We start from the raw sequence: 24,920 nt of genomic DNA on the forward strand, positions 1-24,920 counted from the left end.
GAAGCTCAATGGAAACAGATACTTTTATTGCAACCTTTATTAAAGTGTATTTTATTGCGTTAGGAGTCATTTTCGGCGGCTCGTTAATCGGCGGTATTGGCGCATATATTACAGGCGATGCTCCTCTCACCTCCATTTTCAGAATGGCAAACAAATTGAAAATTTGGGCTCTTGTTGCAGCTATTGGAGGGACGTTTGATGCGTTTTACAGCTTTGAACGAGGGATTTTTGAAGGAGCGACAAAGGACATTGTGAAACAGATTTTGTTAATCATTTCCGCCATGGGCGGTTCTCAAACAGGCTGGCTCTTAATCTCTTGGTTCACACAGGAGCATGTTTCGCAATGAGAATCCCGCCTTATTATAAAAAGCCTTCATGGCAGCGTTTTTTTGCCGGAGTTGCCGTAGGAGCTCTTATTAGCTGGGGGTTTTTTCTATATTCCTTTGGCTATTACCAAGAAAAACAAGTAAAAATCATTTCAACACAGCAAGAAACGATCGAACAATTAAAAAACGACATTCAAATTTGGCAGAGGGATTACAAAGAGCTAAATAAGAGAAACTTAGAATTATTGACTGTACAGGATGTCGAAATCGAAATTAAAAATGCGGAAAAATATAAGCTGGATGAATTAATGAAATATTCGATTGAAAATACGATCAAAAACGATTTAGCTGATTTAATTGCAAAAGATATTGACAGTGTTGTGAAAACAAGGCATTTAATTGCCAAAACGATTGAAAATAGAAAATATAAAATAGATGACAAAGAATACAACGCTACTGTCGTGGAGCTTGTCATTACACCGACCATTATTGTTGAAGTAGAATTGAAATTGAGCAAATAATAATGCCAACTTTTCTCCTATTATGAGGAGGGAAAAAGCGCCCTCCTTAAGATGTTTTACATAAAGCGACCAGCTCTTGAATGATTTGATCCGCAGTTTCCCAGCTGTTGATCGTAGCTCCGGCCGCAAGCGGATGGCCTCCGCCTTTAAAGCGTTTTGCAAGCTCATTGATCACGATTCCCTTCGAGCGGAATCTGACCCGAATTTCGTTGTTTTCCTCGACAAACAGCACCCACGCCTTGATCCCTTCAATATTTCCTAAAGCACCGACGAGCTGTGAAGCTTCGGAAGGAGTGACGCGGTATTCGTCCAATAGTTCTTTAGGAAGCTTTATATAAGCGGCCCCTGAATCAGTCAAAACGAAATTTTGCAGGACGTAACCGTTCAGCTTCGCCACATTAAGTTTCGTTTTATACATTTCGTCGTATATTTGCGTAAATGAAAACCCATAGTCTATAATCTCGCTTGCATATTGGAACGTTTTTTTCGTCGTATTTGAAAACAAAAATCTTCCTGTATCCCCAACAATTCCGGCATAAATGAGACTGGCTGCTTTTTTCGATAACGTTAAGCCTTGATCTTTGCCAAATAGATAAAATTCATAAATCATTTCGCTGACAGAGCTGGCAGATGTGTCTACCCAGACTATATCTCCATAAGGATCTTCATTTGGATGATGATCGATTTTGATCAATTTTTTCCCTTTATCATATCTTTGATCGCAAATTCGTTCTTGGTTAGCTGTGTCACATACGATGACGAGCGCTTCTTGATAAACGTCATCTTGAATTTCATCCATTTTGTACAAAAACGTTAAAGAAGGCTCATCGTTGCCGACTACATATATGTTTTTTTCAGGAAACGATTCTTTTAACAATTCCGCAAGCCCGCACTGAGAACCGTATGCATCAGGATCCGGCCGGACATGTCTATGTATAATAATCGTATCGAATGCATTTATTTCATTTAAAATCTGTTGTTTCATTTCAGCTCTCCTTTATCATCATAAATGTTTTATTTCATCATTTACTAATGGTAAAATGATAATCGATACTTAGATGGAGGTTGACATCATGCCTGTTTTAGCTATCCTAACGGTCATTTCTTTATCTTTTTATGTTTTTTACAAAATCAAATATTTTCGCACGAAACGTCCGATGGAAAGAAGCTGGATTTCATCTAAATCTAGCATTTCTCTAGGGTTGTTTGTCTTCTTTTTCGGATTAAACCAAATGTTTTTAAACCGATCCACTGTTGCGCTCATCGTCGGTGTTGTTTTTATTATAACAGGTTGTCTGAGCATTTGGGCAGGATATAAAGCTTACAAATATTATTTGCCTTTGGCAATCAAAGAAAGCGAAAATGCCCGCTAAGAAAATTATATGGGAGAGACTGTCCTTATTTTTCAGACAGTCTTTTTTTAATTACGATCCATGATTTGCACCATTAACATAGCTTTGCCGACTAAAGTGTTTTCGTGGAATACTTCCACATCAATTTTCCCGAATTTTCGACCCACGTCTAATATTTTCGGATGAATTTCAATCATACTTTCCATTTGAACAGGTTTCAAAAAATAAATCGTCATATTCTCAACGACAAGCTCGCCTTTCTTTTTCTGTCTCAAATGATAATTGGCCGCTTCTGTAACTAGAGTTGTGAAGGCACCGTATGAAATGGTACCGAACTGGTTTGTCATTTGCGGTGTTACTTCACATTTAAAAATGTTTGATTCTTTTGCTTCATCAGAAAGATTGATCATCTGCCTCGTGATGATGTCATCAATTTTTTCACCTGTGTGCGGCTGCCGTTCAATTGAATGGAGAGCCTTTAAAACGTCCTGTCTGGAAATCATACCTGATAGGCGGCCGTTTCCGTCCACAACAGGCAATACTTCAATTCCTTCCCAAACCATTATTTGCGCAGCTGAAGCGACAGATGTTTTTCCTGTAACGGTTATCGGGCTTTTTGTCATCACTTTTTCAATGGATGTTTTTCGATCTGACGTCATAATATCCTTTGCCGTGACAATTCCAACAACCTTCAAACCTTGATCAATGACCGGGAATCGTCCGTGTCCAGTTTGCCGGTTGTATTCAAACCAGCGTTCAATCGGATCATTCGGGGTTAACGTGACAGTTTTTTCTAATGGGGTCAAAATGTCTTCCACTAACACGATTTCCTTTTTGATCAGCTGGTCATATATCGCTCTGTTTATCATCGTAGCCACTGTAAAAGTATCGTAGCTAGTGGATATTATCGGGAGCTCGAGCTCATCCGCCAGTTTTTTTACATAATCATCCGTGTCAAATCCCCCGGTTATTAAAACGGCGGCACCTGCTTCCAAAGCCGACTGCTGAGCTTTTGTCCTGTTGCCGACAATGAGCAAGTTTCCAGCACCTGTATATCTCATCATCGCTTCCAATTTCATGGCGCCGATAACGAATTTATTTAATGTTTTATGAAGACCGGCCCTGCCGCCTAACACTTGTCCGTCGACAATATTGACAACCTCCGCAAATGTCAGCTTTTCAATATTGTCTTTTTTCTTTTTTTCAATTCGAATGGTGCCGACCCTTTCGATTGTGCTGACAAAGCCTTTATTTTCCGCATCTTTAATCGCACGATAGGCAGTTCCTTCACTGACATTCATAACTTTGGCAATTTGTCTGACAGAAATTTTATCTCCGACGGGCAGAGACTCAATATAGTTCAAAATTTGTTCATGCTTTGTCGCCAATTTCTTCCCTCCTTTTAAGTTGCATGATTGGCAAATTCTTCAAACATTTACTTATTTTTTCCTAAAATTTATTGTTTAACAAACAAATGCTTTGAACTCATAATACGTAAAATGAACGGCTAAAAGCCGTCCATCAACAATCTCACAGTTCGATTGTTTCTCCTGGTTTCAATAGGAGACCGACACCGTCTGGAAGCTTGGAAACAAAATCTTCAGGGTTTTGCTGGATCACTGGGAACGTGTTGTAATGAATCGGCACGACTTTTTTAGCTCGAATCCATTCTGCTGCTGTAAGAGCATCCTCCGGCCCCATTGTATAATTATCGCCAATCGGCAAAAAGGCTAAATCAATTTCATTGCGTTCTCCAATTAATTTCATATCAGAAAACAATGCTGTATCGCCTGCATGATAAATCGTTTTGTCCTCAGCTGTCAACAAAATTCCTGCTGGCATGCCAGTATACACAATATTTTGGTTATCTTCCGTATAGCTGGAGCCATGGAAAGCCTGAGTCAGCTTTACTTTTCCAAACTCAAACACGTATGCTCCCCCGATGCTCATTCCATGGGTTTTAATCCCTTTCCAGCTCAAGTATGTAGCCAGCTCTGCAATCGCCACGACTAACGAATCATTTCTTTTTGCAATCTCAACCGTATCCCCTACATGATCATTATGGCCGTGTGTCAACAAAATGACATCTGCTTTCACATCTTCAACCTTCAAATCGGTTTGCCCGTTCCCATTAATGAACGGATCAATGATAATGTTTTTCCCATTTGTTTCAATTTGAACGATGGAATGACCGTGAAAGGAAACCTTCATAAAAAACCCCTCCTTTTTGAATCTACTTTCATTTTACTGGAAACTTATGCTTTTGAAAACGTTTTATCATTATTGATGAAATCGATGAATGACATTAGCGGCTCCCGTCGCTTCAATTATGGCGCCTGTAATAAAATCTGACTGTTCATCGCACAAAAAGGTTATAATTCTTGCGATATCTTCTCCTGTACCTGATCTTCCAATCGGCGTGTTCACGTCAATATGCTTTCTAGCTTCTTCAATGGTCGCCTCTTTCATTTCCGCCGTAATGTTTCCTGGACAAACCATATTTGCTGTGATGCCGTTTTCCGCCTCTTCAATAGCAATCGTTTTTGTCAAAGAGACTAGTCCGGTCTTAGCCGCGCTGAACGCCGAGCGGTGAAGCCAGCCTGAAGCATCCCCGGCACCTTGGAAGCCGTAGGTAATGATTCGGCCATACTTTTGTTTCCTCATAATCGGGATTGTTCGTTTCACTAAATGAAACACCGAGCTTAAATTTCCTTCAATCATTTCATACCATTCCTGATCAGAATAATCAGCAAGCTTTTTCCTCTCAAATATATACGGACCCGCATTATTAACTAAACAGTCAATACGGCCAAAGCACTGATAAGTTTGATCAATCAGCCGAATTAAATCTTCCTTTTTCGTCACATCACATCGTATAAACAGCAAACGGTCGCGCATAGAAGCATATTTTTCCTGCAGTTGTTCAACTCCTGTTTGATTATTGTGATAACTGACCGTCACGCTGTACCCCTTTTCCAAAAATAATTCGGTCACCTTTCTTCCAAGACCTCTTGAGCCTGCCGTAACAATTGCATGGCGCACCCATCAATTCCTCCCTTTATTTACTACAATCATTTTACAATAATTTTTTAAAATGCAAAAACGGAATAGCTTCCACGATTTTTATCAGCAAGAGGTTGGAATGCAAGTGCAAGGCGGCCTTTCCATACAAAAAAGCGGGCACAATGAGTACCCGCCTGTTTCAGCTTATGCGCAGAAGACTGATTTTTCATTTAATGTCTTTATTCAATTAAAACAAATGGAGTTGGATTTATATAATCGCCTTTGCTTTATTGATTTGCTCCTTTACTTCCTTAAATCCGGTTCCACCTAAGCTGTTTCGTTTGTTGACCGCTTCGTATGGGTTCAGAACTTCATATACATCATTTTCAAACAGAGAGGATGCTTCCTTATACTCTTCTAATGGCAAGTCAAGTAAATAGATTCCTTTTTGAATGCATTTATATACAAGTTTTCCGACTACTTCATGAGCTTCGCGGAAAGGAAGACCTTTTTTCGCCAAATAGTCAGCGAGTTCAGTAGCGTTTGAAAAATCCTGCTTCACCGATTTTTCCATCTGCTCTTTATTTACTTTCAGCGTTTCGATCATTCCCGTCATAATTTGCAAACAGCCCTCTACTGTTTTTACAGTATCGAACATGCCCTCTTTATCTTCCTGCAGGTCTTTGTTATAGGCAAGAGGGAGACCTTTTAAAACCGTCAGCAAACCGACGAGGTTGCCGACGACGCGGCCGCTCTTCCCTCGAATTAATTCCGCCATATCCGGATTTTTCTTTTGTGGCATGATGCTGCTGCCGGTCGAATAAGCGTCATCCATTTCAACGAACTGGAATTCCTGCGAGCACCATAAAATTAATTCTTCGCAAAATCTTGAGAGATGAATCATCAACAGCGAGCTGTTGCTCATAAATTCAACAATAAAATCCCTGTCGCTCACCGCATCCAGGCTGTTTAAATAAACTTCATCGAAGCCTAAAAGCTCAGCCGTATATTTCCGGTCAATCGGAAAGGTTGTCCCAGCTAATGCGGCAGCGCCAAGCGGACTGATATTAATCCGTTTCAAAGATTCTGTAAATCTAGATTTGTCACGCTCAAGCATCCAAAAATAAGCCAATAAATGATGGGCGAATGAAACCGGCTGCGCCCGCTGCAAATGTGTATATCCCGGCAAAATCGTCTCAATATGCTGTTCAGCTTTGTTTACAAGCGCTTTTTGCAATTCTCTGATCAGTTCCACAATGGCTTCAACATGTTTTTTTAAGTATAGATGCATATCGGTCGCCACTTGGTCGTTGCGGCTTCTTGATGTATGCAGCTTTCCACCGATCGGTCCGATTTCATCTATTAACATTTTTTCAATGTTTAAATGAATATCTTCATATTGAACGGAGTATTCAAGCTCCCCATTTTTTGCTTTTTCCAAAAGACGGTGCAGCCCTTTTTCAATCGCTTCTCCTTCCTCTTTTGTTAAAATGCCGCACTTGGCAAGCATTTTAACATGGGCGAGGCTCCCTTGAATGTCTTCCTCTACGAGCTGTTTGTCAAACGTGATCGACGCATTGAATTCGTCGACCCATGCTTCGGGCGTCTTTTGAAAACGGCCGCCCCAAAGTTTTTTCATATTGTCACCTTCTTGTTTTTCACGATGCTGTTCACCGCTGTTGGAAGGCCGAACAGTTTAATAAAGCCGACTGCTGCTTCATGATCAAATGAATCTTCTTGCGTGTAGGTGGCCAGCTTTTCATCATAAAGCGAGTACGGAGATTTTCTTCCTTCAACAATTGCGTGCCCTTTATACAATTTTACGCGCACTGTCCCTGTTACATATTTTTGAGTTTCTTTCAAAAATGCTTCCAATGCGCTTTTCAGCGGAGAGAACCAAAGACCGTTGTAAATAAGCTCGGCAAGCTTTTGTTCGATCAGCGGTTTAAAATGCGCTACTTCTTTAACCTGTGTTAAATCTTCCAATTCTTTATGCGCTTTGATCAATGTCATAGCCGCAGGGCATTCGTACACTTCGCGCGATTTAATGCCGACAAGTCTGTTTTCCACATGATCGATTCTGCCGACGCCATGTTTTCCAGCGAGCGCATTCAGCTTCAAAATAAGTTCATCTAACTGCATTCTTTGACCGTTCACTGCTACCGGTACGCCTTGTTCAAATTCAATTTCGATGATGTCCGCTTCATCCGGTGCATTTTCAATGGAAGAAGTCAGTTCATAAGCATCCTCAGGCGGTGCAGCCCATGGATCTTCTAAAACTCCGCATTCATTGCTTCTTCCCCATAAGTTTTGATCGATGGAATATGGGCTGTCCAGATCAATCGGAATTGGAATGTCATGCTGTTTCGCATATTCAATTTCCTCTTCACGCGACCATTTCCATTCCCGAACAGGTGCCAAAACCTCCAGCTCAGGATTTAACGCTTTTATGGAAACTTCAAAGCGCACTTGGTCGTTTCCTTTTCCGGTACAACCGTGAGCAACTGCGACAGCGCCGGTCTTTTCCGCTATTTCCACTAATTTTTTGGCAATGAGCGGTCTTGAAAGAGCGGAAACAAGAGGATATTTACCTTCATAAAGGGTGTGTGCCTGAAGGGCGATCAACGCATATTCTTCCGCAAACTCTTTTTTCGCATCTATAATATAAGATTGTACAGCACCGACTTTTAGTGCTTTTTCTTTAATAAACTCTAAATCCTTCCCTTCCCCAACGTCCAGACAGCAGGCAACGACGTCGTATCCTTTTTCTTGCAGCCACTTGATGGCGACAGATGTATCTAAACCTCCAGAATAGGCCAATACTACTTTTGGTTTTGACATGTTCATTCTCCTCTCCGATGTATACAAAATGAATAAAAATACTTTTTTATTCATAAAAATGCAATCATTAATTAAAAATGTAACAGTTTTGCTGACTTTTTTCAATAGTTTTTTTAAAAAAGCATTATTTGTTTATGATATAATTTGCATAATAAAAAATGGAGGAATGGAAATGTTTGAATATAACGAAAGATTGGGGATTCCTCTTCCTGCATTCAGCAAGCATTGGGAGGAATATCCAAATGAGGTTCAACAGCAAATTTTATCGGATTGGGAATGTATACGTGGACAAATCCCTGACCGCATTAAACATTTAGAAGCGATAATAAATAAAAAGCAAGAGCAGTTGAATGACGAAGAGGATTTTGAGCTTTCGTGCAGACTAAATGAAGAAATCAGTGAGATTGCTTCCATCATCAATGATTTATGGCTTTGGTACCGGATTGATCCGCATATAACAAAAGCTTGAGAAATTATATTTTCATCTCAAGCTCATGCCTTCATAATGATGTCTATATTGATAAAATTTATGTGCAAACTCAATGGCCACTTTCATAGAACGATAGCGAATGCCGCCTCCGATCATTAAGCTTAAAATCGGTTTTCCCCGAATTGTTTTATATTTGAATGTTTGCACGGCAATGCATTTTAAGATTTGGTTTACAGTTTGATGGTTGACAAATGGTTCGTTCTGCTCATAAAAATAAGCATCATCTCCATTTTGTAATTCCTCTTTTAGTTGATTCCACGCTTCAAATTTTAAATGTTTCGGCATTAAAGAGCTGTGAAAAACCTTTAGAGACAGCATCATTTCATAAGGTGACGAAACTTCATAACCATACGCAAGAGATAATGTTTGCACAGCCCGCATATGAAAAATTATTTGCAGCACAATATCTGCACTTAGCGAAAAAACACCACCGGAAGATGCGATTCCTCCTTGAATAAAGGAATACAGCCGCTGCTTCGCCATTTCCTTCTCAGCCAATTGATAGCATTCTTCTAAAGGGAGCTTTTTTAAATCAGTGATCGTTTGAACTTGATCGGAAATAACACGTGCAAATGAGAGGATCCGCTTCCGTGTTTCTGAATAGAAGATCGAGCTTTGCAAAATCGAATGCATATGAAACAAAACGTAATCGACCTTCTCAAACATTTCTTTTTGAATATGCTCAGGAAGGTCATTCAATCTTGTTTCCAGCCATTTGTCAAATGGAAGCGTGCATTTACATGCACATTTTTCCAACTCTTCCTCCCAGCATTTCATTTGATTTTCCCAGCTTTCTTCCAAAATGGCCCCCAAAAATGCACCGCCTTTCTTTTTAAACAAATGCTCGCAAATATTCAATGATATTATATCACGGAATTGATATAACTCTTAAGAGTCGAGCATTGATAAAATCCAATCCTTTACATCTATCATCCGATTATACTTCGGCAATCGCTCTGTCCCTGAAACGATGATTGCTGCTAAAGAGTCATGCTGGTGTAAACCGCCATGACTCGCACCGCCCACATGCACTGGAGATGACCCGTACTTGAATTCAAAGCCAGGATAAGCGCTAATCATAAGAAATTGTCCTTTATGTGACAAAGCGGCTGCATGTAATCTTGCCAGCGCATCCGGATATTCCCCGTACTTAATTCGGCTTCCTTCCGTGAAAATATCCAACACTTCAATGTCTCCGTTTAAAGTCCACATACTTCCATACGGATCTTCCCATTGACCTCCTTTTTTAAACATCAGCATTCCTTCCCGCCGCCCTGAAACAACTTTTATTTTTTCCTCTTCTTCCCGCCAAGCGATGACATCGATGCGTGCATCTGTTTTCAAAATGTTTGCAATTTCTTCAAGCGAATGGTTCGGCTGTAATAAATATACGAACGCCATGCGTTGATTGACCGCAAGTACGAGATCATCATCCTTCCGTACACCTTTTGACAGCTTGGTAATACGATATGGGCTGAGTAGCTTTTCTAAATGGATCAGAGGATTTTGATTTCTCGGGCGGACAACCGCTTGACCGTTATCGCCCATAATGATCCAAACATTGTTCTTCAGCGCTTCCTCCCATGAATGAAAACTGTCTAACACTTTTTGCAATTCACGATCTGTTTTTACGATTCCTGACAGATCCTCAACTCCTTTTTTATGTATAATTTGATCCATATCAGGAAAATAGACCATTGTAAAAGGAGGCAAAGAATGATTTTTAATAAGATAAATAAGCTCCTGAGCAGAAAATCGATTATTAAAGCCAAATCTTTGCCAGAAGTGTCCATACTTTGCAAATGGGTTTTGTTTAATGAAGGAGCCGTAAGTTAACAAATCCGGTCCCTTAACAGTAAGGCTTCTATGAAAAGTAGGCAGCAAAGATAATAAAAACGGAAGCTGCATTACTTTTTCCTGACTTCCTCGATAGAGAAGTCCATTAATAGACGCGGAATTTTTCCCCTTTTTGCTCAGTTCTTCAAAAATGGTTGCGGCCTTTTTGTTTAAATGCTCATGATTTATATTGTACAGCGGATCCTTTAATGAAGTTGCGAGCCCCAGCTGTAAAAGCTCAGATGCATTTGTTCCATAATTAATGAGACGCTTTTCTTCATCATGAAACCAGACTAATCCTGGAACGTGATGCACATCTGAGTAATGACCGGTAAGCAGACTGCTTTCCACATTGACGGACATCGTCGGAAAAGGACTGATAACTTCTGAAGCAGTACCATGCTTCATGAAAAAGGCGAAAGCCGGCGCCATTTTATTGTCTACTGCTTTTTTCAAAAAAGGGAGCATGAGAGTATCGATAATCAACAATATAACATTTTTTTTAGCCATTTTGTTCCATCCTCATCGTTTATTTGCTATTAGAATTTGTCTAGAAGGTGAAAATCATGCAAAAAACTCCGGTTTTTTAAACCGGAGCAATATTAAACGCTATTATCATTCTCATCACCCTTCAATCATCACTACTTTATTTTTGAAATAAGAAATGTTGGAGGGAATGAATCATTTTAGTTCCCCTGCATCGTTCATCATATAAATAGATTATTTCCACTTTTTATTGGTAAAAAAAACAACCTCCTTTCATATCCATTTCGGAATATGAAAAAAGGTTGCGTTGGTTACGAGTTCAGGTTTTGCTGTTAACCCTCGGCAAAACCTTATAAATTCGCTATTCTCATTACATCTCTTGCAATCATCACTTCTTCATTTGTCGGTATAACTAGAACTTTTACTGGTGAGTGTGGATAGTTAATAAACGCTTCTTTTCCACGTACTTTGTTTAAGGCAGGATCCCAATAAACGCCCATAAATTCCAATCCCCGCAGCACTCGTTCGCGGACAACGTCACTGTTTTCACCAATGCCGGCGGTAAAGATAATCGCATCCACACCGCACATCCGCGCCGCATAAGATCCGATATATTTATGAATGCGGTCAGCAAAAACCGCCAATGCCAATTCGGCGCGAGCATTCCCCTTCGCTGCAGCATCTTCGATATCGCGCAAATCGCTTGAGAAACCGGATATTCCTAAAAGTCCGCTCTTTTTATTTAATACATTAATAACTTCATCAGCGGTTTTACCTGTTTTTTCCATGATATATGGGATAAGCGCTGGATCAATACTTCCGGAACGAGTTCCCATCGCAACACCTTCAAGAGGCGTAAATCCCATCGATGTATCGATTGATTTTCCGCCTTCAACTGCTGCAATGCTGGCACCATTTCCTAGATGGCAGGAAATAAGCCGCAAATGCTTTAAAGGTCTTTCAAGCAATTGAGCTGCCCGTTCCGTTACATATTTATGAGACGTTCCATGGAAGCCGTATTTGCGAATTCCGTATTTTTCATAATAATCATATGGCAAACTGTATAAGTAAGATTGTTCCGGCATCGATTGGTGAAAGGCAGTATCGAACACCGCTACCGCTGGAACGTCCGGAAGCACCTTTTGGAAGGCGCGAATGCCAAGCACATTGACTGGATTATGCAAAGGCGCCAAATGAGAGAGTTCTTCAATTTTCTTTAAAGTTCCATCCGTAATAAGCGCTGAGTCACTGAAGATCTCTCCTCCATGTACAACCCTATGACCGATTCCGTCAATATCATTTAACGTCCGGATAATTCCATATTCAGTTAATTTATTTAGCACAAGCTGTACCGCTATTGAAAAATCGGTAATTTGACAACTTTCTTTCTTTTCTTCTCCGTTAACATATATCTTAAAAAATGATTGGTCCAAACCAATCCTTTCAACTACCCCTTTTGTTAAAACTTCTTCATTCGGCATTTCAAACAATTTAAACTTTAATGAAGAGCTTCCAGCATTTACAGCTAAAATCTTAGGCATGTATTTTCATTCTCTCCTTCTTTTTGTTGATGAAACTTTTTTAAAAATTCCTGCATGTGACATAGAAATTAGCAAAATATGTGAAACACCAGACTTGTCTAATTTTAAAAAGAGAGATGATCGCTCTATACATTTAAACATTGATAAAGCAACATTTCAAGTGAAAAATAAATGTTTATCTGTATACAAAAATTTCTAAAAATAAAAAGCGCTTCCATCCACTTCCTAAATGAAACGGAAAGCCACTATTCGCTAAAACCGAAGATTTCTTTTCTCTAGTTTAGTTTTTATGAAAAATAGAAGAAATAAACCGAATCCTAAAAAAAAAGGCGACATGGCTGTCACCTTTTAGTGTCTTCATCTTTTCATTTATTTGTCCGGAGCCACTCATCAATTTGATCCATAATCGAAGCAAGAGCTTTTTTATTCGAAAATTTCGGTAGATCAACAAGCATAACCCGTTTGGGCGGTACAATTCCTTCTCCCTTTTTTTGCAAAATAAAGATGCTTTTTCGACTATTTTCCGATTTAAACATGGAGCGCGGGAGCTGCAACAGGCCTTGGATCACTGTATTTTCTTTTAAATATCGATTCAATTTTGGAGCTTCAGGCGTCTCAAAAAGATGGTTTGGTATAAGGAAAAACAAATAACCGCCTTCTTTTGTATAGCGGATGCTCTGCTCAATAAAAAGATGATGGGCGTAAGAATGGCCTTCATCAGCCTTCAATTCAAAATGCTTTGCGACGTCATGATCGGGATAATAGCCGACTGGCAGGTCGCACACCACCGCATCCACAGGGTCGATAAAAAGGTTTTTTAAGCTATCCTGATTATAAAAGTCAATAGAATGCTTCTGCAAATTTGCATTCACATAAGCGATTTTAACTAACAAATCATTTATATCGATTCCAATGCTTTCAACTTGCTTTGCTTCCAGTTGGTTTAAGACAGCCGAGAGTAAATTACCCGAACCTACAGCAGGGTCTAAAATCATTAAATTTTTTTCATCTTGAAAAAATTTTTGCACAAGATAGCCGAGCAATATGCAAACGCTGTCAGGGGTCATTTGGTGGATTTGCTGATTATCTTCCTTTAATCCTTTTAAAACAGCGAGCTGAAAAGCTCTCCGAATTTCTTCATTTGAGTAGTGATCCAAATGAAACGTCCGGTATATATTGTTCAGTTTTTTACTTGTAATTTCGCTAATGGAATCTTGAACTGCAGTTCCGTGAAACAGGTTTTCTCCTGTATTCGCTACCGCTTCAATGTATGTACAATTCATTTCGTTTTTAATGATTTCTGCCGTCTCATTAATGAGTGAAAACAGTTTTTCAACATTTGAAAATCCTTGCATAAAGGCTTCCTCCTTTAAGCTCGTCACATCCTTTCATTTTAGCGTTTCATTGTTTTATAAGCAAGAAAAAAAGGACCTTGCATCAGGTCCTTAATTTGCTGCTTTTGCAGCTTCAATCGCCGCTTCATAGTTTGGATGATTTGTCGCCTCGCTGACATATTCTACATATGTTACATTATCGTTTGAATCAACAACAAAAACAGCGCGAGCAAGCAGACGCAATTCTTTGATTAATACTCCGTACGCCTGTCCGAAAGAAGCGTCGCGATGGTCAGATAACAATTGTACATTTTCAATTCCGTTCGCACCGCACCAACGTTTTTGCGCAAAAGGAAGATCCATGCTGATTGTTAAAATTTTAACATTATCCAGCTTGGAAGCTTCTTCATTAAAGCGGCGTGTTTGTGCATCACATACGCCAGTATCGATCGAAGGAACAACAGAAATGATTCGGACCTGCCCTTTTGTATCAGCTAAAGTAACTTCCGACAAATCATTCGCAAGCACTTTGAAATCAGGCGCTTTATCTCCAACCTTCACTTCATTTCCTAAAAGAGTTACCGGATTTCCTTTAAATGTTACGTTTGCCATTTTATCCCCTCCAAATCTATGTATAGTTTAACTATAGCTTGTTTTTGAAGACTTTTCAAAGAAAAAGTGTTTGAAAATTTCAAAAAGCTGCCAAAGCAGCTTTAAATGTCAAAATCAATTTTTTCTTTTTCATTGTTATCGTCTTGTATATGTTTTTTCTTTCGAAACAGTTCTTGAATTTTTTCTACCGTTTGAGGGGTTGCATCTAAAATTTTTTCATAAAGATGGGTATTTTCATCTAAATGAAGAATTTTGATTCCATTTGTTCCAACAATAAGAAATGCGATTGGCGTAATCGATACACCGCCTCCGCTTCCTCCGCCGAAAGGAAGTTTTCCTTTTTCACCTGTAGTGCTGCTTCCATAAGGACTGCTTGAATGTTTTTCACCTGTCGGTCCGTAAAATTCACTGCCACCTGCCGCAAATCCGAATCCCACTTTTGAAACGGTTAGTATAACACTCCCATCAGGAGTTTCAACTGGATCGCCAATTATGGTATTGACATCGATCATTTGCTGCAAGTTTTCCATTGCCGTTTTCATTAACCCTTGAATCGGATGATCGCTCATACTTTTGCCTCCTCTAAACTATGTTCATTCTTCTTGTTTTTCTTGGCAAACGGTAAGTTTCGCCATAATGCTGTTTTTGATCTCGACCATTTTACGAGACGCAATCCTGCTATGATAGCATTCCCAAGTCGGAATTGCATCATACATACAAATGTCGTTTTCAAAACCATTCGGTTGAAATTAGGAAAGATTGAAACAACTGGATAACCTATTAATGTAAAGTATCGGGAAGCGAAATAAATAATAGAGCTTTTCATCCCCCATAGTGTACCCGCCGACATTCCTGTTGAGGCAGCTTCTCCCGTTCCGATTTCAGTACGCCACTCCCATTTCACAATCCGAACCTTCTTCAAAAATTTCCGAATAATAAAGGAAAAATGGATAACATTTTCCAATATTTCTTTAAAATTTTGCAGCTTCTCAAACAGCTCTTCAGGAGTCACTTTTTCGGACGATTTTTGAGTTGAATGTTTCGTTTCTTTTTCTTGTTTATAAACAATATTTGGACCTTCTTGATCCAGTTTTATAAAAGGGATTTTGATTGTGTAGCGAATAAGGCCAAAAAACAATAGAAATGTCACTCTTAACCGATCGTCATATTTATCGTGTTTATATGAAAGTACAATCGTTAATTTTGTCATTGCAACAAGAAGCACAAATATCAAAAATAGGAAAAAGACTATTGCAAGCCAAAATGGCATAATTTCACATCCTTTCAGTGAACCATTATCACCTCTCTATAAAAAAATAAACCTGCCTTTTCGGCAGGTCATCTTGAAAACCGTTCATCATGAATAACTGTTGTATCGCTGAATAAATCGTGCAGTCCTTGTTTCTTTTTTGTAAAAGCAACGATCAAATATCCAATCCACGTAACCTTGGAGATGTACCGTCCGATCCATTCCCTGAAGAAAACATCGGTCCATGTAAGCTTATCATTTTTTAAAGATATAACACGCAGGCCAAAAACCATTTTCCCGAGCGTTTGTCCTAAAAACTTCGTCATAAGAATAAAGTAGGAAAAGAAAAACAAGGCGCTTAAAATTCGATAAGGTGAAAAAATAAAATCGCTTTTTTCCAATCCGATCAGTAAAAAAAGCGGATTGGCAACAATTCGGATGACGCTTGAAACAACAATGAGGTCAAGCAAGTATGCCCAAAACCGCATCCAAAATCCCGCAAAGTGATAAGAGATGTCTGTTTGAACCTCACGCTTTTGTTCAATTTGATTTATTTCTTCAAATGTTCCATCCATGTTGGCACCTCCTACTCCGAATATAAATACATCAGGCGGGGAGAATTCGGTTGTGAAAACAATTTGTATAGTCCCTGCATTTCCAGATCTTTAGAGATCACCTTCCCAGCCATCATGGAAAGGAACGATTCAAATCCAAAGCTCGATTTATATTTGAATACATATGGATCTGATAAGTCTAAGTCTTTTTTCATCATTTCCACCGCATCATCAAAATAGCCTAGCTCGTCAACTAAATGGAGCTGCTTCGCCTGCCGGCCGTCATAAATTCGTCCATCGGCAATTTTCCGCACTTCCCCTTCATCCATCTTTCTTCCTTGCGAGATTACGTCTACAAAGCCTTCATAAGCGTTATTCACCATTTTTTGAAGAATTTCTCTTTCCTCTTTTGTCATATCTCTTGTTGAAGAAAAAATGTCTTTATATGGACCGCTTTTGATCGTTTCTACTTTCACCCCAAAGTTTTTTGCCAATTCACTGTAGTTTATTCCTTGCATAATGACCCCTAGCGAGCCTGTCATCGTATCCGGTGCTGCAATAATTTTATCGGCAGGAGTTGAAATATAATATCCTCCTGAAGCTGCCATGGTTCCCATCGAAACATAAATCGGCTTTTTCGCCTTTTCTTTAACTTCCATTAGTTTTTTATGAATTTCTGCACTTTCCACTACTCCCCCGCCAGGAGAGTTGACTCGCAAAATTATTCCTTTTACGCTTTTATCCTCGCCGGCCTTTTCAATCAATTTCAAAAATTCTTTATGATTGTAGCCTTCACTGGCAAAAATCGATGTAACATCTTCTCCCGTATCTTGAATCACTCCATTTACTTCCAGCACCGCAATTTTTTCATCCGGCATTCCTTCTTCAAGGACTTCCTCGGAAAACTGCGATTCAAAAAAATTCTCAGACAATTTTTCTGCATTTGAAACAGCCATAGAAGTAAAGCTAATGATCATCGAAAAAACAAATAATGCTGCGGCAATTCCTAACGCAGCCCACCTTTTTCCACTCAAGATGTTTACCTCCTTGATTCAATTTCACCTTTTTTGACATGTTCCATTATAAAAATGTTAAACTATATATCATAGTGTATTTTAACATTTATTTATATAATTGTGGAGAATCTTCCAAAAAGAGGAGGTTTTTTTGATGGATCCACGCCGAAATATCTACTTCTTTTACAAACATAGCGATCACCTTGAACAGAAAATAGCTTCGTTGATTGACTTGGCGAAGCAGTATGATTTTCGTCCTGTTGAAGATTGGAGACATGCGAACATTATCGTAGCAATCGGAGGGGACGGAACATTTTTGCAAGCGGTTAGAAAAACGCAATTTCGCGACGACTGTCTGTACATAGGCATCGCAACTGAAGGGCATATCAGTTTTTATTGTGATTTCCATATAGATCAAAAAGACAAATTAGTTGAAGCTTTTCAGCTGGAAAAGGTCGAGGTAAGAAGATATCCAACCATCGATGTCACCGTCGACCATGAAGTAAAGATTTCCTGCTTAAATGAATGCAGTGTCAGATCAGCAATTATTAAAACATTTGTTCTGGATGTATTTATTGATGATATGCATTTTGAAACGTTCCGAGGCGATGGAATGATTATTGCCACTCCAACAGGGAGCACAGCCTACAATAAATCTGTGAAGGGAGCTGTCGTCGATCCGCTCATAGACTGTTTACAAGTAACTGAACTTGCATCTTTGAACAATAATCTATATCGGACGTTAGGATCCTCTTTTATTTTAAGCGGAAATCGAAAGCTTACGTTAAAAGTAGTGCAGGACGGCAACGATTATCCGATTATCGGAATGGACAACGAAGCTCTAAGCATTCGTCATGTCAACCAGCTGGATATTGAATTAGGAAAGAAAAAAATTAAAACTGTTAAATTAAAAGATAATTCTTTCTGGGATAAAGTGAAAAGAACCTTTTTATAAAATGAAAATGAGCGAAAAGGATCACCTTTTCGCTCAAAAGCCAAAATATTCATTTATTGAAATGTTCCGCCACCGCCAGATAGTTGCTGCTGAGCAAAAGATACAAGCCGCTTTGTAATTTCTCCTCCAACGGAGCCGTTCGCGCGGGATGTAGTATCAGGACCTAAGTTTACACCGAATTCTGATGCGATTTCAGTTTTTAATTGCTCAAGTGCTTGTTCAGCACCAGGAACTAAAATTTGGTTAGAGTTGCTAGATCTGTTTTGAGCCATGTGTCATTCACCTCCTTGTGGATATAGAATGTGAAAAAACACATGGCTTCATGCATAAAACGAAATGGTAATTGTTTTGAACTTGTGGAATATTATAGTAAATTTTCAAAATCCTCTTCTATTTTTTCTTGTATATCATGTTTTCTTGGAAATTCAATTGTTACTGTTTCCTCAATCGCCTTCTGAATGAGAGGTTGAAAATCTACATAGCTTTCAAGCTTTAATATTTTCTCCCTTTTCGGCTTCGTTTTCGGTGAAGCTGGTGTAAAAATAGTACAGCAGTCTTCATAAGGTCTGTTTGAAATCTCAAACGTATCAATTTTTTCGGCAATTTCAATGATTTCATTTTTATCCATTGAAATTAAAGGTCTCAGTATAGGAGTTGTCGTCACTTCATTAATAGCATACATGCTCTCAAGCGTTTGGCTTGCTACCTGCCCTAGACTTTCGCCTGTTACAATGGCTAAGGCGCCTCGTTTTTTCCGAATTTCATCGGCAATTTTTAACATCATTCTTCTAGTCGATGTCATTGTATAATTTTCTAATATTTTTTGCTGAATGGTCACTTGAATTTCTGTAAACGGAACGATGTGAAGCACGATTTTGCCGCCAAATTCGGTTAATTTTTCTACGAGATCCATAACCTTTTGCTTCGCTCTTTCATTCGTATAAGGAGGGCTGAAGAAATGGATCGCTTCAATCTCCAAGCCTCTTTTCATTGACAAATACCCAGCGACAGGGCTGTCAATTCCTCCAGAAAGCATCAGCATCGCCTTTCCGCTTGAACCAACCGGAAGCCCTCCCGCCCCTTTAAAATCTTTGCACATTATATATGTGGCATGCGGACGGACTTCTACGCGCACGTTTATGTCCGGATGATGAACATCTACTTTCAAACCGTCAGTATGAATAAGTATATGCCGGCCAATTTCATAATTGAGTTGGTCTGAAGTTAACGGAAACGATTTATCTGCTCTTTTGGCCGACACTTTAAAAGTGTCTCCGTTTTTATACAATTGCTTGATTGCCTGTAAAGCCGTGTCCTTTATGGCTTCGATGTCGCTTTTCGTTCTGATTGCCAAACTGAAGGACTGTATGCCAAAAACTGTTTGCAATTTTTCCGCTACCTTTTCCCCGTCTTCTCCATTTAATTTGATGAAAAGACGATCTCTGTTCGCTGTATACTCTAAAGACGAAAAGGAAGACAATGCAAGTTTTATATTGTTCTTCAAATGGTTAATAAAATGTTTGCGATTTTTTCCCTTTAAAGACATTTCACCATATCTGACTAAAATATGATCATATTGCATGTTTATAACCCCATTATATTTTTTAATTTTTGTATAGATGATGGCAGGACGTCAATCAACGGCTTGACATCATCGATCGTCTGCCCAATTGAAAGGCTTATGCGGATGGCGCTTTCGGTGATGCTGCTTTTTTTGCCCATCGCCTTCAATACTTTGCTTTCTCCCTTTTTCCTTGAAGAACAAGCTGAAGTAGTGGAGACATAAATATTCTCCTCTTCAAGCATATGAACTAAAACTTCCGCTTTTATACCAGGTACAGAAAAGTTGATAATATGAGGGGCGGAAGATTCCTTTGGTGTGTTGATAATAATGCCATCTATTTTTTCAAGCTCATTTATAAGATAGTTTTTCGTATTAATCAGACGATCGATCTTCTCTTCATAGTCGTTGAATGCCAGCCTTAAACCTTTCGCTAGGGACACGTTGCCCGCTAAATTTTCGGTGCCTGATCTAATGCTTGCTTCCTGGCCACCCCCTGATAAAAGAGTGAGAATTGGTGTATTTTTTCTAATGTACAACACTCCTGTACCGTTTAGGGCATGAAATTTATGGCCAGATATTGTACATAAATCAATTCCCGCTTTTTTTATATTTAAAGGAACCTTCCCGACTCCTTGCACGTGATCGACATGATAAACGATGTTCGGATAGTTTTTAAGTATTTCGCCAATCTCTTCAATTGGCTGAATCGCTCCGATTTCATTGTTGACATGCATAACAGACACTAAGATTGTATCGTTACGTACAGCCTTTTGTATGTCAGTTGGAGACACAATGCCATTTTCATTTACAGGAATCCACGTCACTTCAAACCCGAATTCTTTTTCAAGCTGTTCAAATGCTTCGCTGACAGAAGGGTGTTCAATTACAGTCGTAATCAAATGCTTTCCTTTATGTCTTTGTGCAAAAGCCGCGCCTTTAATCGCCAAATTATTTCCTTCCGTTGCTCCAGACGTAAATATGATTTCCTGTCCGCTTACACCTAGCAAATCGGCTACTTGTTCTCTTGCTTTTGTTAAAAGTCTTTCCGCTTGAACACCCAAATGATGAAGAGATGATGGGTTCCCGAAAAACTTTTCCGCCACTTGCCGGTACGTATCAAGTACATCAGGGTAAGGCTTTGTAGTTGCACTATTATCCAAGTAAAGCATCGGTTGTATACCCCTTTGAATTATATTTTCTAACACTTTGCAATGCAATATTAACATAAGTAAATTGAAATGAAAAAGAAAAGATCATCACATAGACGGGCTCATTCAGACGAAAGCCTTTGTCCACGCACGTAAGCCGCTTTTTTTGTGAATTCAACAACGTCATCTTCGATCATCGTCGTCTTCCCGCATCCGCCGATCCCAAGCAGCGTGTAAAACTTCCCGCGTTCAATCTTAAAAACTGACATCATCAAGCACGACTAACCTCGCTCAAAACGGAAGATTTCCCCTTTCTTCGTCAGTCGTTCCCCATTTCTTGAACCGCAAATAAAATTGAGATCAATCTCTTCCTCATTCCTATCAATCACTTTTAGAACACAGCGTAAAGAAATAAAAAAAACTCGTTACCCCTCTAGCATTTTGCTTTAGAGAAACGAGAAAAAGCTGATTTTTGCCGCTGTTCATTATGCCATAAAAAGAGACATCGGCTCTATTTTTCAAAGAAGAACTAAAAATAAGCCGCTCATTAGACGCCTATAGATCAAAAAGTTACGCTGTTCAAGAAAAGACTGCCGGAATCTTGCCACAGCTGCCAGCAGGTGCAATAGTTTAAGCTGCTGATGATTCGTTTCTTGAATCCGTTCATCATCATGTCCTTTAGCTGCCCTTTTTGCTTGCTCCTTGCCTGCCAGAGCTAACTCGGGAAACGTCAATCCTTGAAAAAAAGTTTTCATGACGACCTTCGTTTCTATTTCCTTTTAATGAAGGGGCTGTCTAATAAGTCGTTTTTTCGGGTTATTGACCCCTTTAATGTTTTAGAAACTTTGATATATCGGTGTTTATGATTTTTTGTTTTCGATGGGAGCTTGACTTTCTGGACAACTCCAGCGTATTACCGAATATTGCTTCAGCAACATGTTAAATGATATCCAAAGGCACTTTTTTACGAGGTTTTGGAAATGCCTCATCAAGTCGGTTCAAGTCTTCTTGGGTTAATTCAATAGCAGCAGCTTCAGCATTCTCCAGCACATGCTGCTCTTGCCCAGCTTTTGGAATAGCAATGACATCATTCGTGCGTATCGTCCAAGCAAGTGCAATTTGTAATGGTTTTACATTGTATTTTTTGGCAATTTCATTAACAGTTGGATCCGTCAACAACTGCTTTCTTAATGTACCTCCTTGGGCATGGGGCTGTACGCCATAATCGGTATATGATGTTCCCGGTGCCAAGGCAGCAGATCAAAATCAATTCCTCTCGAACCTATATGATATAACACTTGGTTTGTCGCACAGTTTGATCCGTTGAGCGTGTTCCATAGCTCTTCCATATCGTCTGTGTCAAAATTGGAGACTCCCCATCTTAATATTTTTCCTTCTTTTCGCAGCTTTTCCATACCTTCGATTGTTTCTTCTAAAGGAATGCGGCCTCGCCAATGTAAAAGATATAAATCTAAATAGTCCGTCCCCAGCCGTTTTAAGCTGTTTTCACATGCAACGGAAATCTTGTCTAGTCCTGCATTATGCGGATACACTTTAGAGACTAAAAACACATCATCTCTGCGCCCTTTGATTGCTTCGCCGACTAAGCGTTCAGAAGCGCCATTTCCGTACATCTCAGCAGTGTCAATTACTTTCATGCCCAATTCTATTCCAAGTTGTAAGGCTTTTATTTCTTTAGCTTCCTCCTGTGGCTTATCTCCCATGTACCATGTTCCTTGACCTATACATGGAACAGTCGTGCCATCAGGCAGCTTCACTACTCGTTTTTCAACATGATTTCTTATTTCCATGATTTTATTACTGTCCAATAATCCCATCCACTCTCGACCCTTTCCGTTATATTGTGAATTTCCCATTCTATAAAATTCCGCTTTCATACCTTTTCGACTTCAAAAATATGTACGTGCTTTCGAAACTTGTTTTTAGTGTTTGTTTGATTGCTATTGTTTCCCTTTTACACCTTTATAACAAATGTGGCAATGAATTACAATAAAAAAGCCCTTCACAGCGGCAAGCGCCTAGATGGGACAAATAAAAATAAGGAAAGGACGATTCACAAAATCATCCGGCTGTGGAATTTCATTATCTTATAGATAACAAGCTCTGCAATTGCTCATGTTTGTACGAGTGGAGTTTCAATTTCTTATAGGTTTTCTCATGTTAAGTGAAAAAATATACTCTCCAAACCGACATTTCGCACAGCATTATTGCTTCAACTCCTCATAGTTAAATAAAAATGCTTACTGACTATAGTCCATATGGGAGCATGGGCAATAAAAATGCCCGTCTTTCAAACGAAGACAGGCATAAATCATAGATCTTTCAATTCATTTTCAACAAGCTTCTGTATTCTTTTCATCGCTTCCGAATCGATTTCCTCTATGGCAGCAGCCGCTTGCTCCAAAGATTTGCTGTATTCATAATTTCTGAACAACTGTTCAGCTTCTTTTAATTTTTTATCAAGGCCCGAATACGTGCTGCGGTATCGATTACCGTATTGTATTAATCTTTCGACTAAACAAACTTGGGCAATGATCTCATCTGTGTTTTCTTTTAATTGTTCGATGATGCTCACAGCATCGTTTAAATACGTTTGGACTCGATCCATATCGAGCGGAATTTCTTCAAGCGCATTGCTGACCTTTTCAAACGATTGCTGAGCAGTTTGTAATTGCTCCACGAAGCTTTCCGGAAGGCCGGGAATGTTGTTTTTTCGAATCGCCCGTTTAATCTCAGCCATCATTCGCTTTAGTTCTGCTAATTTGTCGCGCGCGTTTAATTCATCCTTTCTCAATGCCTGAAGCATCGAATGCCATTCGTTGTATTTTTCCTTTGCTTGATCAATTTGCTTATTAAAACTTTCCAGTTCCTCCTGTAAAACGGAATACGCAATATTGGAGTTCTCTATGCTTGCCAAAATATGCTTGTAATGATTTTTCAGTTGGTTCATCAGTTTATCCAACTCTTTTAGCTTGTCGACATCATCATTTGACAGCTGGTAGCTCTGCTGTACAAGACTGACTTGTTCTTTTAAATCATTTTTTTCCTCTAATAAAGATTGCAGCTTTTCCCCGGTTTTTTCCGCTTCTTGTCTTACATATTGGCTCGCATACACTTCCTTCTCAAGCATTTCGTAAATGTTATCAATCGTTTCTTTTATGGAATCAAGACCCATTTTCACGTCTTCTGTCTCTGCTTCACTTAGCTTCTTTTTCAAGCCCTGCATTTTTTCCTCAATATGCGAAATTTCTTTTTCCACTTCCAAATGCTCAAGCTTATAGCCATCCTCGAGCAGTTTTTTATACCCTTCTTTCAATTCGGAAATCTCGTTCGGCACAATCATTTGACATTCAGTTAAAAGCTTTGGAATCTCCTCTACTTTTAATTGGAGTGCTTCAAGCTTCTGTTTTTGTTCATCCAAAATTTCCTTCGCCGTTACGTAATTTCCTGAGTTCATTTCCTCATCAAATTTTTCCATTGTATGTAACATTTCATATAACTCTTTTTCCAGCCGTTCATACGCAGTTCCAAATGTATGGCGATGGGAGAGCAGTGTTTTTTTCAACTCTTTTAGCTGTTGTTTGACTGCTTCACCTTCTGTCTTATTACTGCTTTCTGTTGCAACAAGATCGTTAATGTGCTGAACAATGCCGGCTATTTGTTCTTCTATTTCTTTTAAAACCGATTCAATATGTAATAAAACTTCTTTTGACTTTTTAAAGCGGTATTTTTCAGCATATTCCTCCGCTTCAAACAGAAGCTCTTCCACCTTCGGAAGCCTGCTAGTGACGATATCATCCCAATCTTTTCGCCAGCGTTCAAACAATTCTTCTGTTTCTCCACTCATTATTAATTCTTTTACTTTGGACAGTTCATCTGTTATGGACTGATTCATAATGTCTATTTTCCAAGCTTCAAGACGGTCTACTTCTTTATAAATATTTTTTCGAAATCCATAACCGATTCCAAATAGAAGGAAAATCAATAAAATTAATACGATCACAACTTCCATTATGAGCCCCCTCGGTCCGTTTCACTTTCTTAAAGGGTATATATATATTTTAAACGACG

At 39.1% G+C, this 24,920-nt stretch carries 25 protein-coding genes and 2 pseudogenes; 5 read left to right on the forward strand and 22 right to left on the reverse strand.

Annotated elements, in window-relative coordinates; translation table 11 throughout:
* Window positions 1-8: 8 nt before the first annotated feature.
* Together ACVIJU_RS15070 and ytrI are read left to right on the forward strand one after the other, a co-directional pair.
* Window positions 9-347 (forward strand): YtrH family sporulation protein, encoded by a 339-nt coding sequence (locus ACVIJU_RS15070; RefSeq protein ID WP_063387392.1) that lies wholly within the window; start codon window positions 9-11, stop codon window positions 345-347.
* Window positions 344-847: a sporulation membrane protein YtrI gene (ytrI, locus tag ACVIJU_RS15075; protein ID WP_094246336.1), complete on the forward strand. Its 504-nt coding sequence runs from the start codon at window positions 344-346 to the stop codon at window positions 845-847. Before ACVIJU_RS15070 ends, ytrI begins: the two co-directional genes overlap by 4 nt.
* 46 nt (window positions 848-893) lie before the next feature.
* On the opposite strand, the gene ACVIJU_RS15080 is transcribed toward ytrI, so the two are convergent.
* Window positions 894-1,832: a DHH family phosphoesterase gene (locus ACVIJU_RS15080; protein ID WP_094246337.1), complete on the reverse strand. Its 939-nt coding sequence runs from the start codon at window positions 1,830-1,832 to the stop codon at window positions 894-896.
* An 88-nt stretch (window positions 1,833-1,920) separates the two neighbouring features.
* On the opposite strand from ACVIJU_RS15080, the gene ACVIJU_RS15085 reads away from it, so the two are divergent.
* Window positions 1,921-2,220, forward strand: a complete 300-nt coding sequence (locus tag ACVIJU_RS15085; protein ID WP_063387389.1) for a YtpI family protein — start codon at window positions 1,921-1,923, stop codon at window positions 2,218-2,220.
* 47 nt (window positions 2,221-2,267) lie between these two features.
* Here the strand turns inward: ACVIJU_RS15085 and ACVIJU_RS15090 are convergent, their stop codons facing one another.
* The 5 genes from ACVIJU_RS15090 to ACVIJU_RS15110 form a co-directional block, all read right to left on the reverse strand.
* Entirely contained in the window at window positions 2,268-3,587 is a 1,320-nt protein-coding gene (locus tag ACVIJU_RS15090) for a CBS domain-containing protein (RefSeq protein ID WP_066247825.1), read from the reverse strand.
* 142 nt (window positions 3,588-3,729) lie between these two features.
* Entirely contained in the window at window positions 3,730-4,410 is a 681-nt protein-coding gene (locus tag ACVIJU_RS15095) for a metal-dependent hydrolase (RefSeq protein ID WP_094246338.1), read from the reverse strand.
* A 69-nt stretch (window positions 4,411-4,479) separates the two neighbouring features.
* Entirely contained in the window at window positions 4,480-5,241 is a 762-nt protein-coding gene (locus tag ACVIJU_RS15100) for an SDR family oxidoreductase (protein WP_063387386.1), read from the reverse strand.
* A 229-nt stretch (window positions 5,242-5,470) separates the two neighbouring features.
* The gene (gene argH / locus ACVIJU_RS15105; protein WP_063387385.1) at window positions 5,471-6,841 is read right to left on the reverse strand and encodes an argininosuccinate lyase; all 1,371 of its coding nucleotides are present in this window, start codon (window positions 6,839-6,841) and stop codon (window positions 5,471-5,473) included.
* On the reverse strand, window positions 6,838-8,043 hold the full coding sequence (locus ACVIJU_RS15110; protein WP_063387384.1) for an argininosuccinate synthase: 1,206 nt from the start codon (window positions 8,041-8,043) through the stop codon (window positions 6,838-6,840). Before ACVIJU_RS15110 ends, argH begins: the two co-directional genes overlap by 4 nt.
* Before the next feature lie 172 nt (window positions 8,044-8,215).
* Between ACVIJU_RS15110 and ACVIJU_RS15115 the strand changes: the two genes are divergently transcribed.
* Window positions 8,216-8,512, forward strand: coding sequence for a hypothetical protein (locus ACVIJU_RS15115; RefSeq protein ID WP_375338757.1), 297 nt, complete (start codon window positions 8,216-8,218; stop codon window positions 8,510-8,512).
* A gap of 12 nt (window positions 8,513-8,524) precedes the next feature.
* On the opposite strand, the gene ACVIJU_RS15120 is transcribed toward ACVIJU_RS15115, so the two are convergent.
* From ACVIJU_RS15120 to sppA, 9 genes are all read right to left on the reverse strand, one after another.
* Window positions 8,525-9,346, reverse strand: a complete 822-nt coding sequence (locus ACVIJU_RS15120) for an EcsC family protein (protein ID WP_117017226.1) — start codon at window positions 9,344-9,346, stop codon at window positions 8,525-8,527.
* Window positions 9,347-9,421: 75 nt separating this feature from the next.
* A complete protein-coding gene (locus tag ACVIJU_RS15125) occupies window positions 9,422-10,879 on the reverse strand; it encodes an alkaline phosphatase family protein (RefSeq protein WP_456687721.1) in 1,458 nt (485 codons plus the stop codon).
* Window positions 10,880-11,205: 326 nt separating this feature from the next.
* Window positions 11,206-12,396, reverse strand: a complete 1,191-nt coding sequence (locus tag ACVIJU_RS15130; RefSeq protein ID WP_063387378.1) for an acetate kinase — start codon at window positions 12,394-12,396, stop codon at window positions 11,206-11,208.
* Window positions 12,397-12,761: 365 nt separating this feature from the next.
* Window positions 12,762-13,751 carry a class I SAM-dependent methyltransferase gene (locus ACVIJU_RS15135; RefSeq protein WP_144597838.1) on the reverse strand — a complete coding sequence of 330 codons (990 nt, stop codon included), beginning with the start codon at window positions 13,749-13,751 and terminating at the stop codon, window positions 12,762-12,764.
* 90 nt (window positions 13,752-13,841) lie between these two features.
* The gene (gene tpx / locus ACVIJU_RS15140; RefSeq protein WP_063387376.1) at window positions 13,842-14,342 is read right to left on the reverse strand and encodes a thiol peroxidase; all 501 of its coding nucleotides are present in this window, start codon (window positions 14,340-14,342) and stop codon (window positions 13,842-13,844) included.
* Window positions 14,343-14,443: 101 nt separating this feature from the next.
* Window positions 14,444-14,911: a GerW family sporulation protein gene (ytfJ, locus tag ACVIJU_RS15145; protein WP_066247839.1), complete on the reverse strand. Its 468-nt coding sequence runs from the start codon at window positions 14,909-14,911 to the stop codon at window positions 14,444-14,446.
* Window positions 14,908-15,612 carry a DUF2953 domain-containing protein gene (locus ACVIJU_RS15150; RefSeq protein WP_063387374.1) on the reverse strand — a complete coding sequence of 235 codons (705 nt, stop codon included), beginning with the start codon at window positions 15,610-15,612 and terminating at the stop codon, window positions 14,908-14,910. Before ACVIJU_RS15150 ends, ytfJ begins: the two co-directional genes overlap by 4 nt.
* Before the next feature lie 68 nt (window positions 15,613-15,680).
* Entirely contained in the window at window positions 15,681-16,166 is a 486-nt protein-coding gene (locus tag ACVIJU_RS15155) for an RDD family protein (RefSeq protein WP_063387373.1), read from the reverse strand.
* Between the two features lie 11 nt (window positions 16,167-16,177).
* A complete protein-coding gene (gene sppA, locus ACVIJU_RS15160; protein WP_063387372.1) occupies window positions 16,178-17,179 on the reverse strand; it encodes a signal peptide peptidase SppA in 1,002 nt (333 codons plus the stop codon).
* Window positions 17,180-17,315: 136 nt separating this feature from the next.
* Here sppA and ACVIJU_RS15165 point away from each other — a divergent pair, with 136 nt between their 5' ends.
* Window positions 17,316-18,116 carry an NAD kinase gene (locus ACVIJU_RS15165; RefSeq protein ID WP_094246343.1) on the forward strand — a complete coding sequence of 267 codons (801 nt, stop codon included), beginning with the start codon at window positions 17,316-17,318 and terminating at the stop codon, window positions 18,114-18,116.
* A 53-nt stretch (window positions 18,117-18,169) separates the two neighbouring features.
* On the opposite strand, the gene ACVIJU_RS15170 is transcribed toward ACVIJU_RS15165, so the two are convergent.
* The 7 genes and pseudogenes from ACVIJU_RS15170 to ezrA all read right to left on the reverse strand — a co-directional run bounded on the left by ACVIJU_RS15170 (window position 18,170) and on the right by ezrA (window position 24,861).
* Complete coding sequence (locus ACVIJU_RS15170) at window positions 18,170-18,388, reverse strand: alpha/beta-type small acid-soluble spore protein (RefSeq protein ID WP_063387370.1); 219 nt, start codon at window positions 18,386-18,388, stop codon at window positions 18,170-18,172.
* 92 nt (window positions 18,389-18,480) lie between these two features.
* On the reverse strand, window positions 18,481-19,698 hold the full coding sequence (thiI, locus tag ACVIJU_RS15175; RefSeq protein ID WP_456687722.1) for a tRNA uracil 4-sulfurtransferase ThiI: 1,218 nt from the start codon (window positions 19,696-19,698) through the stop codon (window positions 18,481-18,483).
* A gap of 2 nt (window positions 19,699-19,700) precedes the next feature.
* On the reverse strand, window positions 19,701-20,849 hold the full coding sequence (locus ACVIJU_RS15180; RefSeq protein ID WP_429646377.1) for a cysteine desulfurase family protein: 1,149 nt from the start codon (window positions 20,847-20,849) through the stop codon (window positions 19,701-19,703).
* Window positions 20,850-21,021: 172 nt separating this feature from the next.
* Window positions 21,022-21,110: pseudogene (locus ACVIJU_RS15185) on the reverse strand (ATP-binding cassette domain-containing protein); the annotation flags it as partial.
* Window positions 21,111-21,346: 236 nt separating this feature from the next.
* On the reverse strand, window positions 21,347-21,583 hold the full coding sequence (locus tag ACVIJU_RS15190; RefSeq protein WP_456687723.1) for a hypothetical protein: 237 nt from the start codon (window positions 21,581-21,583) through the stop codon (window positions 21,347-21,349).
* Window positions 21,584-21,767: 184 nt separating this feature from the next.
* Window positions 21,768-22,666 (reverse strand): annotated as a pseudogene (locus tag ACVIJU_RS15195) (aldo/keto reductase).
* Window positions 22,667-23,160: 494 nt separating this feature from the next.
* A complete protein-coding gene (gene ezrA, locus ACVIJU_RS15200) occupies window positions 23,161-24,861 on the reverse strand; it encodes a septation ring formation regulator EzrA (RefSeq protein WP_456687724.1) in 1,701 nt (566 codons plus the stop codon).
* Between the last annotated feature and the right edge of the window lie 59 nt (window positions 24,862-24,920).

This window comes from Aeribacillus sp. SP014, from assembly GCF_054055575.1.